Below are 18,743 nucleotides of genomic sequence, written 5' to 3' on the forward strand. Positions count from 1 at the left end.
GTAATTATACTGCGCCTTTGCCACATTGGAATATGCGTGGGAATGGTCAGATTTGTTACCTCAACCAATATTTGCACCACTCATTCGACAATAAGGAGATAACGAATGAAACCAAGGCTAATTCTCTTGCCTTTGGCCTTTGTCGTCAGTTCTGCTCAGGCTCAACTCGCTGAAACCGCAGGTTTTGGCGGTGAAATTTCGCTGAATGCCGGATTTGTATCATCAGAATCCAACTTCAATACGGAAAATAGTAACACCATCGCTTCTCTCGATAAGCGCGCCGATAGTGACAGTTCCGTTATCGCTGCGCCGCTAGGAAGCATTACTTACACTTTTGGTAACCGACTCAATCACCAAGTGTACGCGGGTACCACACGTTCCGATGTCGCGGTTGGTACACTCGCTTTTCAGCTGGGCTATCAACACGAGTTGCCATCCGGCACCGTGCTCGATATTTCCTATCTACCGACCGTGCTCAAAAGCGAAACTTGGCGTAACCCATATCAAGTCGGAATCGCCCGTCAAGAAACGGATGTGGATGGCAATGCCTATCGCTTTCAAATCAAGGGATTGATTGATAAAAACTTCAACCTTGATCTCGCTTATGCTGATAAAGACATTGAGCAAGAAGAAGTAACGGAGCGTTCACTCGCTCGCGATGCGAGCCTTTACTACGTTAAAGGTGACTATCGGATTTCACTTAATCAAACATCCATGTTGCAACCCGCTTTCACCTACATCAATCAAGATGCCGACGGTAAGGCGGAATCATTTGATTCGTACGGGTTTGACATCAGCTGGTTTAAATTTATCAACCGCCATCGATTGGCCCTCACCGCAGGTTGTGCATGGAAAGACTATCAAGCCGCTAGCCAAACTTTTGCTAAAACACGAAATGACGACACCGTCAGCCTATTTGCAGCCCATGAATATCAAAACGTATTTGACTGGCAAAACTGGTCGTTCATCTCTTTAGCCGGCTACAGCCAAACGGACTCCAATATCACGTTCTATGATGAGAAAGAGTACCTGTTGTCTCTTGGTCTCAACTACACCTTCTAACGTCCTTCATCGCAACAAGGCACTTACAACACTTGTTGCGGTGATATTTGCACGTCTCTATACCGCTTGCGCCGTGAGTTGTTTCAGTAAGCGATCCATCGCTCGATACCCAAGCGCCTCGGCTAAGTGCGCTCGTTCAATCTGCTCCGCCCCATCAAGATCTGCTATCGTTCGTGCTACTTTGATAATGCGATGATACGCGCGAATCGAAAGCCCCAAACGATGTAAAGCGGTTTCAAGAAACTCCGCATCACTTTTGTGTAAGGGGCAAAACGCCTCGATTTCTCGACTGCCTAACAGTGCATTTACCTTACCGCTGCGGTTCAGCATATTGGTACGCGCATGATTCACACGTTCTTTAACGATAGCGGTCGGCTCACCGCGATCACCACCTTCTGCTAATGTCCCTTTGGGCAGAGCAGGGATTTCTAAAGACATATCAAAGCGATCTAACAGCGGTCCAGATAATCGACCAAGGTAGCGCAAAATAGCTTGTGGATTGGTGCGAGCTTGATTGCCTTCGTAATATCCTGTCGGACTTGGGTTCAGTGCACCAACTAATTGGAAGCGAGCCGGAAAACGTGTTTTACCTTGCGCCCGAGAAATAATGATCTCACCAGATTCGAGCGGTTCGCGTAACGAGTCCAGCACCTTTCGGTCAAATTCGGGCATTTTCCTAATATCGATTTTGATTAAGAAATATTGTCAATTAGAGACTTGTAATATTGCCAGTGTTAGTGGAGCGCATCGCTTCAGATGTAAGCGGAACGATAGCAATGCAACTTAGTTTTTAGTCGAGCAACCATCTATGTCATCCATTTAATCCAACCTTTTCGCCCACTTGCCCCATTGAATGGATATTCAATATTTATAAAAAAATTATTATTGCTCTTGGGAGTGACTACGGGTACAAGCGGAAATAAACTGTGTCAACGCAGAGCGTTGTCCACATTTTATTCCGTGATCTTGCGGAGCAAGATGTGCCTGTAGTTGAGCGACCAACCCAAATTCCATACCCAAAACCTATCTCGATCTGTACATTGGCTCGCTAGTTTGACCTCAGACATCGGCACATTTCTGCCCCTTTTTTGCTTCAGCGGATATACATCCCATCAATCTCAATTAAAGAGTTTTCGATAGGTTTCCTAATGCCAACGAAATCGGTGTGACGTACCCCCATCTTTGTCGTATTTTCTCGTTCGTGATTTAGTGGTGTATAATGATACTCTTTGAAAAACATTCGCTTATGCTAAGTTTACGTGTCCAGCGAATGTGCAAAAAATCCCAAAGTGGGGTGTTCAATTACCTCCTTGGGGATCTAATAAATTGTTAGATGTAAGGAGATTGCCAGAGTGAAGTGTTACTATCAAGGTTGTACGAGAAAAGGAATTACGAAGGAACATATCCCTCCTCGATCTTTTTTTCCAAAGGGTGAAAAAGAGCAATTGCTAACTGTTAAGTCTTGTGAAATTCACAATAATAAAAAAGCTACTGACGACCAATATGTGTTGGCTCAAATTCTAATGAATGCATCCCCTAGTAATAGAGCCAGAGAAATCTTTATAAAGAAAATCAAACCACAGCTATCTCATAATGATGGAGCATTTCGTAAAATGCTAACTCAAGGAGCTATTGAGTTAGAGGATGGTTCCGTTAAGTATCCTGTTGACTTAAAAAGATTTGACGAGTTCTTTACTGCACTTTCTTGTGGCATCGTTTTTAAAACTACAGGTGAACAAGTTCCCGATAATTATGTGATACACCATCAGTATCCAAGCTTTACATCAGACGATGGTGAAAGAGAACAAGGGTTGAAAGTATTTGAAGAGTTTCAGCAACTAATTTCTAGCAAGCCAATTGACGTACTTAATTTTGGGAAGCCAAATACTCAGAACGAAAGGATATACACAGTTGAGGTTCATGGAATGCCGGGGTTTAAATCAAGCATTACCGTTGTTCATCTTTTTTACGGAAAATTCAAGGTTGTATCGTTTTTGAGTAACTTTCGAATTTCTACAGCTAACACATATGAGCCCTTCTCCAGTCAATAGGCAATAGCTCTCATTTGGCTGCATTCGCAGCCAAAGCTCTCGGACAACAAAGCCGCCTACTTTGTTTTTCCCAATCTGAAATTATCCGAAGTGGACTCTTTAGACCTTTAGCTCTAAACCGTTTTTGTCCAAAGGCGTGTTACGCGACCGATTGGTGATGTGTGATGAACCTTACTGTGACGATACAATGCTTTTATCTATATCGGATTGGAAAGCTCCCAATAGTTCCTTTATCTCACACAACGCTGCGGTAGGCGTCAACTCCTTCCTTGCTATCTGTTCTTCTAACAACTCAATCTGACGTTTAGCAAGCTCAACACTCGACTTTAGAGAAACAGCATTATAAACCTCTGTGTAGCCGTGAATATCTGCAAATGCGAGGTCAATATAAGTATCCAAAGAGCTAAGTATTGTATGACCACTCCATTGTTGTAACTGCATTTTAAACGTTTGTGTATGAAGCAGATGTTTTCGGAAATCATCTTTGTCATTCACTTTTTTAGTGGCAAGAATCAGTTCCTTAAGCTTGTCTGTAATGAATGCGTGTCTCCACAAGTGCGGATGCAATTCTCCCTCGATACCAAGCTCTTTTTTCCATGAGTTTATGTACGTTGTCCATGAATCGGCAGATAGGCGTAGACCTGTTTTTAAGCTAATAAATAGGCAGTCATGTTGGACTTTTTTCTTCCTCATGACTTTCTTGCGAACTTTGATGTAATCCGCGATCACTGATAGTAACAAATGTGGGACAGGTATCTTTCGGGTGGCATTCTCGTCTTTGCGCTTTAAAGTGGTAAGCGTGAGCATACCTGTGCGTCTCGCTTCCTCGTAATCGGTCATTTTAATCAAATGAAGCTCCGACACTCGACCACCCAACTGCTCCATTGCAGTATATAACGCCATGTCTCTTCTGCGTTTGTCTTTGTTTTTCTGGGTCTTTATATGCTCCCACACACGCAAGGCATCATCTTCTGAAACAGGGTGGCGTTTCTTGATTTCATCTTTTGTTGGCACGGCTGCATGGGTGACTTTCACACCTTCAATATAACCTTTATAGCCTTCCTGTTTGCGTTTGTAATGCTTCTCAAGTATCTGAATTGAGTTACCTTTATCTTTGCCAATGAAAGCACTCAAATCATGAAACTCTTGGATAAACTGCAAAAAATCCAAACAGGTATGCGCAATCTTTATAACGGAGTTATTCTTACGTTTTAGTTCGCCAAGTAGCGTTCTCTCTGCCTGTAGTGATTGAACGAAAAGAGTGAATGTTGCATCAGTAAGTTGACTAAATTGGCTCAATAATGGCTGTTTTTCAATAAAGTGAACCAAGTGGATGATATCGTGGGCATACCCTCGAATAGTGTCACTTTTTAAGTTTCTCACAATCAAACTATGGATGTAGGCATTGGCTTCATAGCAAGGGGTATGATTGCTGTAGGTTACGAAAGGAATATCCCGTGGCTTACGAAAGACAAGCTTCCCATCAAACCCAAGATGACTCCATTGCTCAAAGTTTTTAAGCTTACGAACCGCCATCATAGCTCTCCATTCAAAGTGAAGTTCATCTGCGCTTCAATCTTCCTATTGTGCTCTCGATAAAGCTCCTGTCGTTCTTCTACTGTTCCTTCATGATTCGCTAGTTGCTTTAATCTAGAACGCAACTCTGAAACCATAACGGTCAGTAAAGAATTGCTGCGCTGTGCAGCATCTAACTCCGATTCAAGCTCAGAAACTTTGTGCTTTAAACCCACGACAGTTTGCTTGTTTCCTTTAGAAGCCTTCTCATTGTGATGTACAGCCTCTACCGCCAGTTTTGCATTAATACGAAGCTCATCTAATGATAAGAAGCCTCTTTCCAGAAGTGCTTCTGAGATGCTTTTGACCGTGTTTAATGAGCATGATGTGATATTACGCTCTTGATTCTGATATTTAGCGATACCAGATTGAGACTTGAGCGCCTTTAATAGTTCTTCATCATTTTTAAACTCAGCGGGAGATGTGATTATTTCCCTCAACAGCTTTTCTGTTTCAAGTATTTTCGTTTGGTTTTTCTCTAACACTTTCATTATCCCAACCCTCAATCAAGGTCTCTGATTTTTAAAATTAAATTAAAGGTTTGAGTTGTATTTCCATCACCATCTTCGATGGTGAAGAACTCTGGCTCAAGCGTGATTCGACCTTCCTCTAAAAGCTGAATAACCTCTGTTTCGATGTCCTGCTCTTTTTGAAGTTGGCTTATGTGAGGGACGGTTAGATAAGACTCATCATCGTAATCTTCTGCTGCTTCACTCACTGACTCTAGAGTGATTGGTGTTGAGTTATCACCTGTCAGACGTTCTGCAATGATTTTGCGAACCTCTTCTATCCCTTCGAGCTTCGCAAGTTCAGAAGTGGGGTCGAGCACGCCACGAACAATTACACTGGCTTTAGCCCCATTTAGTACCGCCCCAGTTTCCGATTCAGAGATATAGTGATATAGATGTTCCATGTCTGAATGTCCGAGCATCCAGCGCAGAGCATCCATGCCATCAAATCCTTTAGACCAGAAGAACGCCATAGCAAAGAAGCGTCTCAATTGGTGCTGACGAACATAATTACGGCGGTACTCACCGTTGTCGTACTCTACCAAGTCCGTTTCTAAGTAATCACACAAATCATCAAAGTGCGCATTATAAGCATTGCTAGAAACCTGACTTAACTGAGCACGATGTGAATAAAGGTTGTTAAACAGAGATAGCTTTCCTTGGCATAGGTTCAACTCACTCGCTTTGATGTTAAATTGCTCCAGTTGCCAAATGAACCTTGCGATAGATAAGGGAACTGGTCTTTCTATCGTTGCGTTGACCCCTTTTGAGCCAGTTTTTTTTACCTTAAATATCAGGTTGAACTCTGCTTTTGCACCTTCTTCTGAAAAGGGACTTGTATTAGGTGATAGGTTGCCATGTGGCTTTAACTTGATTAATTCATCTTGTCTTCGAGCCATGATTGCACCCACCAAGACCTGTATTGCGCCTTGCAGTACAGAGAACAAATCAAACAAGCTCTCGTTGGCTCGAATCCGATCAAAGCGATTTTCAACGCTATCAGCAAAGCCTTGAACCTGCTTTATCCCTTTTTTCAAGTATTCACTACTCAGGCAATTAATCGCCTCCGTTTGAAACCAGTAACCTCGCTCTGTGCCACTCATACCTCGATGCAACTCTTCATTCCACTTAGGACTATCTTGATGTGGGCGGAGTGTATTGGATTTTATTGCAGCAGATTTGCTTCTTGCTTTAGACAGCAGCGTTAATGTTTCATCAAGTAAAGTCACAGCATCTTCCTCTGTAGGTAGATGCTCTTTGGCAAACTCATAACACTGACGAATTAAATTAAACACAAAGGTAGGTGGCAAGGTGCGGGTGCGCCCCATTTTTTTTAAACTGACTAACCGACTAATGCTACCTGCACTGATACGCTCGGACAAGATAGAGGGGCTTGCAGCGTCTGCACGCTCAAGGTTGGTATGAATCAATCGAATTGCTTCAATGCATCCCGAGATAGTACTTTGATTCGTGCCTGTTGAGGTGTCTTTATTCTCAACCGCTCGATACTCTGAGTTTCGCCTTGGCGCTTTGAGGTGAAGTTCTGCGTAGTTGGGAATATTGACACCGTGGTAAAGCATCTTACCTTTAAACAACAGCTCACCCAGCACAGCACCGTTGCCAGTGTGTCTTATGTATTCTCCAGAGTGATAATAACTTTGCTCAAAAAGCCAAGCACACGCCTTCTCTCTCTCGGCTAGAAATAAGAAACTTTCATCTTGCGCAATGTCTTGTATAACGTAGGGGAAATTTTCTTTAAATGTTTGTGCGTCCGTATCAGAAATGCTTTGAGAAGCGTTATTAAGTAATACCTTGGTATGTTTATCAATTTCATACACACCTTGAAAATTTCCGTGCTCGGCGTATTTCGTCAAGATGTTCAACCAAAAGTCATCATTCACATTCAGAAGGTGATACTTTGCTAGCTTCAACTCTTTCGAGTGTAGTAAGACAGCATTGATGAGAGCGATAACTTTGTTAACTTTGTTGTAAGCAGTTGTTGGACTGATAACCTTCCCACCGTTTTCAAGTGGATTATCTGCTGCCGTAATCCAGTATTTAAAGCTGTTTAACAGCTTTTGGTGTTTTTTATCCGTGAGTTTCTTACCGTCATCTAAGTAAACCGAGTCCCAATGTATCGTTTTTGGGGTTTTGCCAAATGTTAGTACCCACTTGTTTTCAGGAAAGCTGGATTCTAACCATTCGGGCTGTCGGTCATCGTAACCGTAGATGCCAGTATGGATATTCGTGATGATATCTAATGCTCGATAGTCATCATTTGCTACTGAAAAATTGATAATATCTTCAAGAGTCTCGGCACTTAAATCATTTAGAACTGAATGGTCTTCCACGATGTTTTCAATGAGGTTAGCAATAGAGGAATTGTCGATAGCAACACTTAACATAGCAGCGCTCCCTTAATCGAGTCAGTATCTAGTGTGTTATTGGTTGCAATATCAAGCATTCCCATCAAATCATCATCCGCACTATGCTTGCCTGAACTCAGGGTATCTAAAACAAACACCGCTGATTGATACCAGTGAGCCACAATATCTAAAAAAGATTCCTCATCATCGCTACTTTCAACAATAAGGCGTATCGCCATCAATAGCTGCAAAAGAGAGGTGGAAACGGTGTAGGTCAACTGGTCGAACGCTAAGGATTCAGAGGTTTCATTATCAGTTGCGGTCTTTTGAGCAAAACCGTGGTCGAAATGCTCTGGAATATTACTGATACCGTGATTGTTTAAGAATTTCTCAATGTCCTCTGTACTCAGATTAACGGCATCAAGTCGGTACACCGAGTCTTTCATTGCTTCAAGTAAAATAGCGTTCTGAAACTGGCGTATCCAACGTGCATTAAAGAAGTCCATGAGTGGTTTAGGAAGATAAGAGGTCAGTAGGTTTGCATCCTTCTTTTTATGACCAAGCGCCTCGGCAACAGCATCCATTGAACGTGTTTCCAAATAAATTTGAAAGCCTCGGTGTCGTCTAATGGAACGTAATGAATGGATATCGGAAATGTCTTGGGCATCTTCCAAGGTTATGTCGCTGCTCTTATCAAAGAGTGTTTCACTTTGAAGCCAATTATAAAAATCATTTGCTGAGTGAAGAGTGGTATTGAGATTGCTTGGACGTGTCACATTGATAGTGGTTGAAGTCAAAATCATCTTTCGCCAATTCACATTCCCTCTTTGCTTCAGGTATTCGCGGCTCATGCGAGTATGGCGCACCAAGAACTCAACTATAGGTTTAGAAAACTCATTGAGCACTACTTCTTGCTGCGCATTGGTAGACCCTTTGCGTGATTTGTGACTGACCGCAATGTGCTGATTACCAACTTGCTTATAGCCCACCATATTGCCATTTACATCAAATAAGTCCCATTTTGCTAACCAATAAGGGGTTATCAGAGGATGCTCCATCACAAGAAGCGTCAAAAGAACATTCAGTGTTGATTTGGTTGGTAAATTCAACTCTGTGTTGAGTTGGCTAGCGTTACCGTGAAACCCCAAAAATGATAGATAGTCAGTGTCTTTTGCAGCGATGCCATGTGCATAAAAGGTTGCTACGGTATTGTCTAACTTATCTGCACCGACTAGGTTGTGATATTGATGATTATACCTATTACTACTCAGTGGCTTCACGGAACCATTGCTCTGAAAAGCTTTATTTCTATCTTCTCGCTCTAAAAGCTCTTCAAATTTCAAGAGACACACATGCCTGACATGCGCCATGTCTCGGTCTACACGTTGCTGAATAATTGAAACAGCCTCTTCATCTTTAATTTTGAGTGGAATGTTAGCAAACCATCGAAGGTTTTCTGGCTGCGTAGCATTGCCACCAATTGAAAAGGTGGGTGCTGCATCTTTTGGGTCTTTCCAGTCTGGAACGATGAATGGTTTGTGAGGTTCAGCAAAAACACCCGTGTTGATAAAGCACTCGGTATAATAGTTAATGGTATTTCGCCACTTAGCATGAAAAACTTTTGGGCAGTTATGGGCTGCTTGAGAGCGCACAAATAGCACTTTAAACAACTTATGGAAGAATAGCTGCACATGGTTACGACTCAGAAGGGCTTCTATTGTCAGCCCGTCTTGGTCGGTATAAACAGTGGAGATACCCACAAAAAGTTTTTTGAGTTCTCCTAATGCTTGAGTAAGAGATGATGATTTTTGTGTAAAAGCATAGTTTTTTAGAGCAAGATGAACCTTGTTGGTAAACGCCTCACCAAAATTAACATAAAGCGTATCCAGATGAGCCTCATGTTCTTTGCCTTCTTTTGATAACACCCGCCAACCATCAAGGTAGTCAGACTTTGATTTATCTATATTAAGCTCTCTGAACTGAGCTAGACAGGTCGAAACGTCTTCTGTGATTTTTAAACTCGAAAGCTTTACTTCATCAAGAGTTAAATGTTTATCTTGCGCAATGTAGCAGAAAAGATTTTTGAGTCGATTACCAATCTTATATCTATGCTTGATAGTGATATCATCATAGTTATAAACAAAGCCAATGAGCGACTGGAAGTGTGCATTAAGTGAGCTTGAATCATTCAGTATTTCCAATGCACTGTAGTTACCTTGTTTAACCAAGTAGCAGTAAGCTGCATAAAGATTCAATGTTGGTTGTATAAAGTTTGGGGAGACTGAGGATTCAGCAGCAAGCGCTAGGTAGTTAGAGTATTCGACTGACAGTGCAGTTTTTAATAAAGAAAGCTCATTTAGTGTTTTTACATTCACAACCAAACCTCATAAATTGACAACTAACAATCATACTATTTGTCAGAGTGATTCTTGTCAATGTAAGAAAAGGCACCAAAACACATTTAATCTAATAACATTCAACAACTTAATATGAATCTGATAATTTTTAATTATTAGGATTAAAAGAATTTCATCGAGAAACAACAAGCCGTTGTGGGCTAAAGAAATCTCCCCGGGTCTGGGTACCGAGCCACCGCCAACTAATGCCGCCATTGAACTTGAATGATGCGGAGAACGAAACGGACGCGACTTCCAATTGTGCTCATTAATTTCACTCTGAGTCAACGATGCCACCGAAGCGGTTTCCATTGCTTCTTCGTCACTCATCTCCGGTAGTAAGTCACACAAACGCGAAGCCAACATGGTTTTCCCGGTACCTGGCGGGCCAAGGAAAAGTAAGTTGTGGTTTCCAGCGGCAGCTATCTCCAATGCGCGCTTACCTTGTTGTTGGCCAATAATATCTTGTAAGTCTCGACCATGTTTTTCGACTATTTTGCGCTTAGGCGTTTGAAAAAGATTCAGCCGATGTTGGCCACAAAGCTCGGCACATACTTCCAGTAGAGATTGAGCCGATTTATGTTGTTCTTTCCCCACTAGCGCCGCCTGATCGCCATTTACATGTGGGACCACTAAATGACGTTGAATCTTACTGGCTTCCAGCGCAGCAGGCAGCACACCTTTTACAGGTCTTAGACCACCAGATAGCGCTAACTCGCCAACAAATTCGTAGTTTTTAAGCTTATCTGTCGCGATTTGCTCCGAAGCGGCCAAAATCCCCAATGCGATAGGAAGATCAAAACGCCCTCCCTCTTTGGGCAAATCTGCTGGAGCTAAATTAACGGTGATCCGCTTAGCTGGAAACTGAAAATTAGAATTAATGATCGCGCTACGAACGCGATCTTTGGACTCTTTTACCGTCGTCTCTGGCAGCCCTACCAAGGTAAACCCGGGCATACCATTGCTAATATGAACTTCTACACTAACCGATGGCGCTTGCACCCCGACGCTTGCTCGACTATGAATGATTGCCAGCCCCATACGTTCCTCAATTTATTGAACACTCTGTAAACAAATGTTTTATCTAGTTGGTTATGTTATATACCGCGTCCCAATTGAGAGTTAATGTGAAAAAAGAATGACTTTTTGCTTGTCATGCAGCGGAATTGTGTGATACCACTAATGACGCAAACAATTTCGTAGAACATTACACAACATTTTTTAACGAAAAAAGAACGACAGACAGATGAACCTTTTCGCTCATATCAACGCACTGCTAGCCCTGATTATCGTGGTCATTATTGGCACCGCGCGGGGTATTGTGGGCGAAAGGTAACCACAAATTACAAAAAACCCCCGCACTGAAAAGTCCGGGGGTTTTTTTACAACTACAAGTTGTCATCTGTCTAACCCTCGGACAGTTTAACGGGAAGAATGGGAGTGCACATGAAGTGCAATAAATATGGCAATCGCTACGAGCCACAACGTAGCAAAGGAGGTTTACGATGACTGGTGCACAACTTGTCGTAGCCGCTTTAAGACAGCAAGGCATCGAAACCGTTTTTGGCTACCCTGGCGGAGCCATCATGCCAATCTACGATGCTTTGTATGACGGAGGGGTGGAGCACATCCTATGCCGTCATGAGCAAGGGGCCGCCATGGCCGCAATTGGTATGGCTCGTTCCACTCAAGACGTAGCTGTATGCATGGCAACTTCCGGCCCAGGGGCCACTAACCTTGTTACCGGCCTTGCCGACGCTTTCCTTGACTCCGTACCTCTAGTTGCCATCACAGGCCAGGTTGCTAGCTCTCATATCGGCACCGATGCATTCCAAGAAATGGATGTGATCGGAATGTCCCTAGCCTGTACTAAGCACAGCTATCTCGTGACCGAAATTGAAGACCTGGCGCCAACGCTAGCCGAAGCCTTTGAAGTGGCCAAAACGGGTCGTCCGGGTCCAGTCATTGTCGATATCGCCAAAGACGTTCAACTGGCTCAAACCCCAACAGATCTACTGCCTCCATACGTAGCGCCTGCAATCGAAGATGTCAGCGCTGAAGACATTAAGCGCGCGCAAGATGTACTGGCAGCCTCAACTCGCCCAGTGTTGTATGTTGGTGGTGGCGTGCAACTCGCGAAAGCAACCGATGCAGTACGCGAATTCCTTCGCTTAAACCCAATGCCAGCAGTTAGCACACTAAAAGGCCTCGGTACCATTGAACGCCATGACCCTCACTATCTTGGTATGTTGGGCATGCACGGCACCAAAGCTGCTAACCTAGTGGTTCAAGAAGCCGATCTATTGATCGTGGTTGGCGCACGCTTTGATGACCGTGTGACGGGTAAGCTCGACACGTTTGCACCAAATGCGAAAGTGATTCACATCGACATTGATGCCGCAGAAATTCATAAACTGCGCCACGCCAACGCACCATTGCGTGGCGACATCAACACCATTCTTCCTCAGCTAGAGCTGACTCAAGATATCTCACCGTGGGTACATCACAGTGAAAGTCTGCGCAGCGGCTTTAAGTGGCGTTACGACCATCCGGGCGAGTTAATCTACGCACCGCTATTGCTTAAACAACTGTCAGACATGATGCCAGACAGCTCAATTGTCTCGACTGATGTAGGTCAGCACCAGATGTGGGCAGCGCAACATATCCAGCCACGCGAACCACAAAATTTCATCACTTCTGCTGGCCTTGGCACCATGGGCTTTGGCTTGCCAGCAGCGATGGGTGCAGCAGTCGCACGTCCTGATGATCAGTCTATCCTTATTACAGGTGACGGTTCATTTATGATGAACGTGCAGGAATTGGGCACGCTGAAGCGTCGTCAGATTCCAGTGAAGATTGTCCTTCTTAATAACCAACGTCTTGGCATGGTTCGCCAATGGCAATCGCTGTTTTTCGACGGTCGCCACAGTGAAACCATTCTTGATGACAACCCAGATTTCGTGATGCTAGCAAAAGCGTTCAATATCCCGGGCAAGACCATCACCAAGAAAGAAGAAGTGGAGCCAGCGCTGAAAGAGATGCTAGCGAGTGAAACTTCTTACATGCTTCACGTTTTGATTGATGAAGAAGAAAACGTGTGGCCATTGGTGCCACCTGGCGCATCAAACAGTGATATGTTGGAAAATACATAGGAGACAATCGCATGGACAGATATTTACTCGACATCAAAGCCGATGACAAACCGGTACTGTTGGAGCGCGTTCTACGTGTGATTCGTCACCGAGGCTTCGTGATCAAACAAGTCGCTGCTACGCAAAACCACGAAAGCAGAGTAGCCAGCGTCGAGATCATCGTCGACAGCGATCGACCAATCTCGTTTTTGATCAATCAAATAGAGAAGTTGTGGGACGTTCGTAAGGTTGAGGTGCTAAAAATCCGCAACGATGAACTGCCAAATCACAACTTACAACAACACGTAAGTGCATAAGGAAGGCAACAAATGGCAACGAAAACTGCAGATTTCATTTGGTTTAATGGTGAGATGGTTCCATGGGCAGAGGCTAACGTTCACGTTCTGACTCACGCAATGCACTATGGTACATCCGTGTTTGAAGGCGTGCGCTGTTACAACACACCAAAAGGCCCAATTGTCTTCCGTCACCGTGAGCATGCACAACGTTTAAAAGACTCCGCCAAGATTTACCGTTTCCCGATCCCTTTTTCTGTAGAAGAAATCATGGAAGCTACCCGCGAAACACTGCGCCAAAACAAACTCGATAGCGCTTACATTCGTCCATTAGGTTTTGTCGGTAATGTTGGTTTGGGCGTGTGCCCACCAGTTGGCACTGAAATGGATCTAATCATTGCGGCATTTCCTTGGGGCTCTTACTTAGGCGAAGAAGCGCTAGAAAAAGGTGTCGATGCGATGATTTCAAGCTGGAACCGCGCTGCGCCAAACACCATCCCAACTGCGGCTAAAGCAGGCGGTAACTACCTATCTTCACTACTGGTTGGTGGTGAAGCCCGTCGTCACGGATACGACGAAGGTATCGCACTGAGCGTTGATGGTTACCTATCGGAAGGGGCCGGTGAAAACATCTTCGTTATCAAAGATGGCGTGATCACCACACCACCAGCAACCAGCGCGATTCTGCCGGGCATTACTCGTGATTCGATCATGACTATTGCACGCGATAAAGGTTATGAAGTGCGTGAAGCCAATATTGCACGTGAAGCGCTTTACCTTGCTGATGAAGTCTTCATGACAGGTACGGCAGCTGAAATTGTGCCAGTGGCAACCATCGACAAAATTGAAGTGGGCACAGGTAAACGCGGCCCAATCACTAAAGAACTACAAGCAGCCTACTTTGGCCTATTTGACGGCACCACGGAAGATAAGTGGGGCTGGTTAGACTATGTGTACCCAGAACAGAAGTAAGAAGGATTTAAGAAATGCCAAAATATAGATCAGCTACCACCACACATGGTCGTAACATGGCGGGTGCACGCGCGCTGTGGCGTGCAACGGGCGTGAAAGAAGAAGACTTCGGTAAACCAATCATCGCCGTGGTGAACTCGTTTACTCAATTTGTTCCGGGTCACGTACATCTTAAAGACATGGGCCAGCTTGTCGCACGTGAAATTGAAAAATCAGGCGGCATCGCGAAAGAATTCAACACCATCGCGGTTGATGATGGTATCGCAATGGGTCACGGCGGCATGCTGTACTCACTGCCTTCACGCGAACTGATCGCAGACTCAGTAGAATACATGGTGAATGCACACTGTGCCGATGCCATGGTGTGTATCTCTAACTGTGACAAAATCACTCCGGGAATGTTGATGGCATCCATGCGTCTCAACATCCCGGTTATCTTTGTCTCTGGTGGCCCGATGGAAGCTGGTAAAACCAAGCTTTCTGATCAGATCATCAAACTAGACCTTGTTGATGCAATGATCCAAGGCGCGGATCCAAAAGTATCTGATGAGCAAAGCGAGCAGATCGAACGCAGCGCATGTCCAACCTGTGGATCGTGTTCAGGCATGTTCACGGCAAACTCGATGAACTGCCTAACAGAAGCGCTGGGTCTTTCTCAGCCGGGCAACGGTTCTATGTTGGCGACTCACGCTGATCGTGAACAGCTATTCCTTAACGCGGGCAGACGCATTGTTGAACTGACTCGTCGTTACTACGAGCAAGATGACGAATCCGCGTTGCCACGCAACATCGCAACTTATGATGCCTTCGAAAATGCAATGGCACTGGACATTGCCATGGGTGGTTCAACCAACACCATTTTGCACCTGTTAGCTGCAGCGCAAGAAGGTGAAGTGGATTTCGATATGGAAGATATCGATCGCCTATCACGTCAAGTACCACACCTATGTAAAGTGGCACCATCTACCCAGAAATATCACATGGAAGACGTACACCGCGCAGGTGGCGTAATGGCGATTCTTGGTGAGCTAGACCGAGCAGGTCTACTGCACAATGATGCTCGCACCGTACTGGGTCTTTCAATGAAAGAGCAGTTGGCAAAATACGACATCATCCAAACGGAAGACGAAGAGGTACTTAAGTTCTACCGCGCAGGCCCTGCGGGTATTCGTACCACCCAAGCGTTTTCGCAAGATTGTCGTTGGGATCGCCTTGATGACGACCGTGCAGAAGGTTGTATTCGCGCGAAAGACAACGCCTTCAGCCAAGAAGGTGGCCTAGCCGTTCTATCAGGCAACATCGCATTGGATGGCTGTATCGTGAAGACTGCCGGTGTTGATGAAAGCATTCTTAAGTTTACTGGTCCGGCTGTGGTATTTGAGAGCCAAGAAGATGCGGTGGAAGGCATCTTGGGTGGCAAAGTAAAAGCTGGCGACGTGGTTGTTATCCGTTACGAGGGCCCTAAAGGTGGTCCGGGCATGCAAGAAATGCTTTACCCAACCACTTACCTAAAATCGATGGGCCTTGGTAAAGAATGTGCACTGCTGACTGACGGTCGCTTCTCTGGAGGTACATCAGGTCTGTCTATCGGCCATGCTTCTCCTGAAGCCGCTAACGGCGGTGCTATTGGACTGGTGAAACCAGGCGATATGATCGCGATTGATATTCCGAACCGTTCAATTTCACTCGAAGTGTCTGAACAGGAACTTGCAGAGCGCCGTGCAAAACAAGACGAACTTGGCTGGAAACCTGTTGATCGTCAAAGAGAAGTTTCCTTTGCACTTAAAGCGTACGCGAGCATGGCCACCAGTGCTGACAAGGGTGCAGTACGAGACAAGTCGAAGCTAGAGGGCTAGCAATGATGGAATCTCAACCCGAAAAGAAAGTAAATCAAACTGGCGCAGACTATCTGCGCCAAATCCTCCGCGCTCCGGTGTATGAAGTCGCAACAGTAACACCACTGCAAGAAATGCCTCGTTTATCTGCGCGTATTGGTAACAATGTGCAAATCAAGCGCGAAGATCGCCAACCCGTGCACTCATTTAAATTACGCGGTGCGTACAACATGGTGGCAAGCCTAACTGAAGCACAAAAAGCCGCTGGTGTCATCGCAGCATCGGCAGGTAATCACGCTCAAGGCATGGCGCTGTCTGGCACTAAGCTGGGCATCAAAACCACCATCGTGATGCCAAAGACCACGCCGGATATCAAAGTCGACGCCGTACGCAGCTTTGGTGGCAATGTGGTACTACACGGCAGCAACTTTGATGAAGCAAAAGCAGAAGCCGAACGTTTGTCAGAGCAATATGGCTATACTTTTGTGCCCCCCTTTGATCACCCACTGGTGATCGCAGGTCAAGGCACCATTGGTATGGAAATGCTGCAGCAAAATGGTCATCTTGATTACATCTTCGTTCCTGTCGGTGGCGGCGGTTTGGCCGCTGGTGTTGCGGTACTCGTGAAGCAGTTAATGCCAGAAATCAAAGTCATTGCCGTAGAGCCGGAAGACTCATCTTGTCTGAAAGCCGCGCTGGATGCTGGTGAACCTGTCGTACTAGACCAAGTCAGCATGTTTGCCGATGGCGTTGCAGTAAAGCGCATTGGTGAAGAGACTTTCCGTCTGTGCCAGAAGTACATTGATGGCCATATTGCAGTGTCCAGTGATGAAATCTGCGCAGCAGTAAAAGACATCTTTGAAGATACCCGTGCGATTGCTGAACCTTCGGGTGCGCTTGCTCTGGCGGGTTTAAAGAAATTTGCTGAGCAAAACAAATTGCAAGGTAAGAATCTAGGTACAGTATTGTCTGGCGCAAACACCAACTTCCACGGTCTGCGTTATGTTTCTGAACGCTGCGAGCTTGGTGAAAAACGTGAAGGTCTGCTTGCCGTCACCATCCCTGAGCGTCAAGGTGCTTTCTTTGAGTTCTGTAACCTCATTGGCGGCCGTGCAGTTACGGAGTTTAACTATCGTTACAACGATGACGAACTCGCTAATATCTTTGTCGGTGTTCGTCTGCAAGGTGGTCAAGAAGAGTTGGAAAACATCATTCACGATCTACGTGAAGGTGGCTATCCGGTGGTTGACCTTTCTGACGATGAAATGGCGAAGCTACACGTTCGCTACATGATCGGCGGGAAGCCATCGAAGCAACTCAAAGAGCGACTCTACAGCTTTGAATTTCCAGAGTACCCAGGTGCCTTGCTGAAATTCTTAAGCACTCTTGGTACCCATTGGAATATTAGCTTGTTCAACTACCGGAACCACGGCGCAGACTACGGACGCGTTTTATGTGGTTTCGAGTTAGATGAAGGAGATTTAGCTCAGTTTTCGGCACATTTGCGCGAACTTGGCTATCAATGCAAAGATGAAACAGACAACCCGTCTTACAAGTTCTTCCTGTCATAAAACGCCACGCTCCAAACATATCAAATAAAACACCTCGCTATTGCGAGGTGTTTTTTTATGACTGTAACCAATCTTGATGTAGTTGATTAGGCGATCCTAGGTAATCCACCATCCATTGGATCAATTTATGATTATCATCTTTGCGCCAGACCAAGCAACAATGACTGAGCGGCTTATCATCTGGCATCACCTTCTCCACCAGCACACCATCATTGATCAGTGGCGTTGCAATATGACGTGGCATATAACCCACGCCAACTCCATTTTTCAAACATTCAATTGCACTGTACCAGTTGGGTAGTAACAATCGGCGTTGTTGCGGATAATGGCCAGTATGGCGCTTTGGCAGCACGTTCGAAGTATCATCAAGACAGATCGCCGGAAATTGACTCACAAACTCTTCAGTAAGCACTTGTTGTCGAACACAGGGATGAGCGGGTGACATTACAAATGCCCAATCCAATACGCCCATATCTTTGACTTCAAAATCCCCACCAACGGGAACCGCAGATGTCGCGCCAACGACAATATCGGCTCGTCCTTGTGCTATGGCTTCCCAAGAACCATTGAAGACCTCCATATTGATCTGCAATTCAGCAAATTCAAACTCGCGATAAAAATCTTCCACTAAAGGTTTGAGCTTCTCTAACTTCACCACGTTATCTAAGGTCAGCTTTAACGTGCTCTTCCATCCCTGAGCCGCTCGGCGTGTTTGTGCTTTCACCTCTTCCATTTGACGCAGCAAAGAGCGAGCCTCAGCCATAAAAAGTTCACCTGCTGGAGTTAACTCCACTTTCCTCGGTAAGCGTCGAAACAGCACCACATCTAAATCTTGCTCGACCTGCCTTACTCCATAGCTAATGGCTGAAGGGACTTTATGCAGCACCTCAGCCGCAGCGGTGAAACTGCCTAAACGAGCAACCGTATCCAGCATTTCCAGAGATGCTTTAGAGAACATGATTTAACCTTTCAAAAAATT

Annotated in this window: 13 protein-coding genes and 2 pseudogenes; 8 read left to right on the top strand and 7 right to left on the bottom strand. The window is 45.0% G+C overall.

Annotated features, from left to right (window positions below):
• Positions 1-105 precede the first annotated feature (105 nt).
• Positions 106-1,062, top strand: coding sequence for a DUF2860 domain-containing protein (locus ACWYVB_RS18180; protein WP_457529637.1), 957 nt, complete (start codon positions 106-108; stop codon positions 1,060-1,062).
• Positions 1,063-1,119: 57 nt separating this feature from the next.
• Here ACWYVB_RS18180 and ACWYVB_RS18185 read toward each other — a convergent pair.
• A pseudogene (locus ACWYVB_RS18185) lies at positions 1,120-1,737 on the bottom strand (magnesium chelatase subunit ChlI family protein); the annotation flags it as partial.
• Between the two features lie 251 nt (positions 1,738-1,988).
• On the opposite strand from ACWYVB_RS18185, the gene ACWYVB_RS18190 reads away from it, so the two are divergent.
• Together ACWYVB_RS18190 and ACWYVB_RS18195 are read left to right on the top strand one after the other, a co-directional pair.
• Positions 1,989-2,114: a hypothetical protein gene (locus ACWYVB_RS18190; RefSeq protein WP_457529639.1), complete on the top strand. Its 126-nt coding sequence runs from the start codon at positions 1,989-1,991 to the stop codon at positions 2,112-2,114.
• 300 nt (positions 2,115-2,414) lie between these two features.
• A complete protein-coding gene (locus tag ACWYVB_RS18195; RefSeq protein ID WP_102591090.1) occupies positions 2,415-3,113 on the top strand; it encodes a hypothetical protein in 699 nt (232 codons plus the stop codon).
• A gap of 171 nt (positions 3,114-3,284) precedes the next feature.
• Here ACWYVB_RS18195 and ACWYVB_RS18200 read toward each other — a convergent pair whose 3' ends face one another.
• The 5 genes and pseudogenes from ACWYVB_RS18200 to ACWYVB_RS18220 all read right to left on the bottom strand — a co-directional run.
• Positions 3,285-4,649, bottom strand: coding sequence for a tyrosine-type recombinase/integrase (locus ACWYVB_RS18200; protein WP_457529677.1), 1,365 nt, complete (start codon positions 4,647-4,649; stop codon positions 3,285-3,287).
• Positions 4,649-5,179 carry a hypothetical protein gene (locus tag ACWYVB_RS18205; RefSeq protein ID WP_457529642.1) on the bottom strand — a complete coding sequence of 177 codons (531 nt, stop codon included), beginning with the start codon at positions 5,177-5,179 and terminating at the stop codon, positions 4,649-4,651. The genes ACWYVB_RS18200 and ACWYVB_RS18205 overlap by 1 nt, the downstream gene beginning before the upstream one ends.
• Positions 5,180-5,190: 11 nt before the next feature.
• Complete coding sequence (locus tag ACWYVB_RS18210) at positions 5,191-7,602, bottom strand: integrase (protein ID WP_457529643.1); 2,412 nt, start codon at positions 7,600-7,602, stop codon at positions 5,191-5,193.
• The gene (locus ACWYVB_RS18215; protein WP_457529645.1) at positions 7,596-9,938 is read right to left on the bottom strand and encodes a hypothetical protein; all 2,343 of its coding nucleotides are present in this window, start codon (positions 9,936-9,938) and stop codon (positions 7,596-7,598) included. Before ACWYVB_RS18215 ends, ACWYVB_RS18210 begins: the two co-directional genes overlap by 7 nt.
• A 150-nt stretch (positions 9,939-10,088) precedes the next feature.
• Positions 10,089-11,000 (bottom strand): annotated as a pseudogene (locus tag ACWYVB_RS18220) (YifB family Mg chelatase-like AAA ATPase); the annotation flags it as partial.
• Positions 11,001-11,464: 464 nt separating this feature from the next.
• Here ACWYVB_RS18220 and ilvG point away from each other — a divergent pair.
• The 5 genes from ilvG to ilvA are packed head-to-tail and all read left to right on the top strand — an operon-like array spanning position 11,465 to position 17,764.
• Complete coding sequence (gene ilvG, locus ACWYVB_RS18225; protein ID WP_457529647.1) at positions 11,465-13,111, top strand: acetolactate synthase 2 catalytic subunit; 1,647 nt, start codon at positions 11,465-11,467, stop codon at positions 13,109-13,111.
• Between the two features lie 11 nt (positions 13,112-13,122).
• Positions 13,123-13,407, top strand: coding sequence for an acetolactate synthase 2 small subunit (ilvM, locus tag ACWYVB_RS18230; RefSeq protein ID WP_457529649.1), 285 nt, complete (start codon positions 13,123-13,125; stop codon positions 13,405-13,407).
• A gap of 12 nt (positions 13,408-13,419) precedes the next feature.
• A complete protein-coding gene (gene ilvE, locus ACWYVB_RS18235) occupies positions 13,420-14,358 on the top strand; it encodes a branched-chain-amino-acid transaminase (RefSeq protein ID WP_005378953.1) in 939 nt (312 codons plus the stop codon).
• A 14-nt stretch (positions 14,359-14,372) separates the two neighbouring features.
• Complete coding sequence (ilvD, locus tag ACWYVB_RS18240; RefSeq protein WP_074190055.1) at positions 14,373-16,214, top strand: dihydroxy-acid dehydratase; 1,842 nt, start codon at positions 14,373-14,375, stop codon at positions 16,212-16,214.
• A gap of 2 nt (positions 16,215-16,216) precedes the next feature.
• Complete coding sequence (gene ilvA, locus ACWYVB_RS18245) at positions 16,217-17,764, top strand: threonine ammonia-lyase, biosynthetic (protein ID WP_134648225.1); 1,548 nt, start codon at positions 16,217-16,219, stop codon at positions 17,762-17,764.
• Positions 17,765-17,819: 55 nt separating this feature from the next.
• Here ilvA and punR read toward each other — a convergent pair whose 3' ends face one another.
• A complete protein-coding gene (gene punR / locus ACWYVB_RS18250; RefSeq protein WP_005394068.1) occupies positions 17,820-18,722 on the bottom strand; it encodes a DNA-binding transcriptional activator PunR in 903 nt (300 codons plus the stop codon).
• Positions 18,723-18,743: the final 21 nt, after the last annotated feature.

The organism is Vibrio sp. JZG10 (assembly GCF_054064075.1).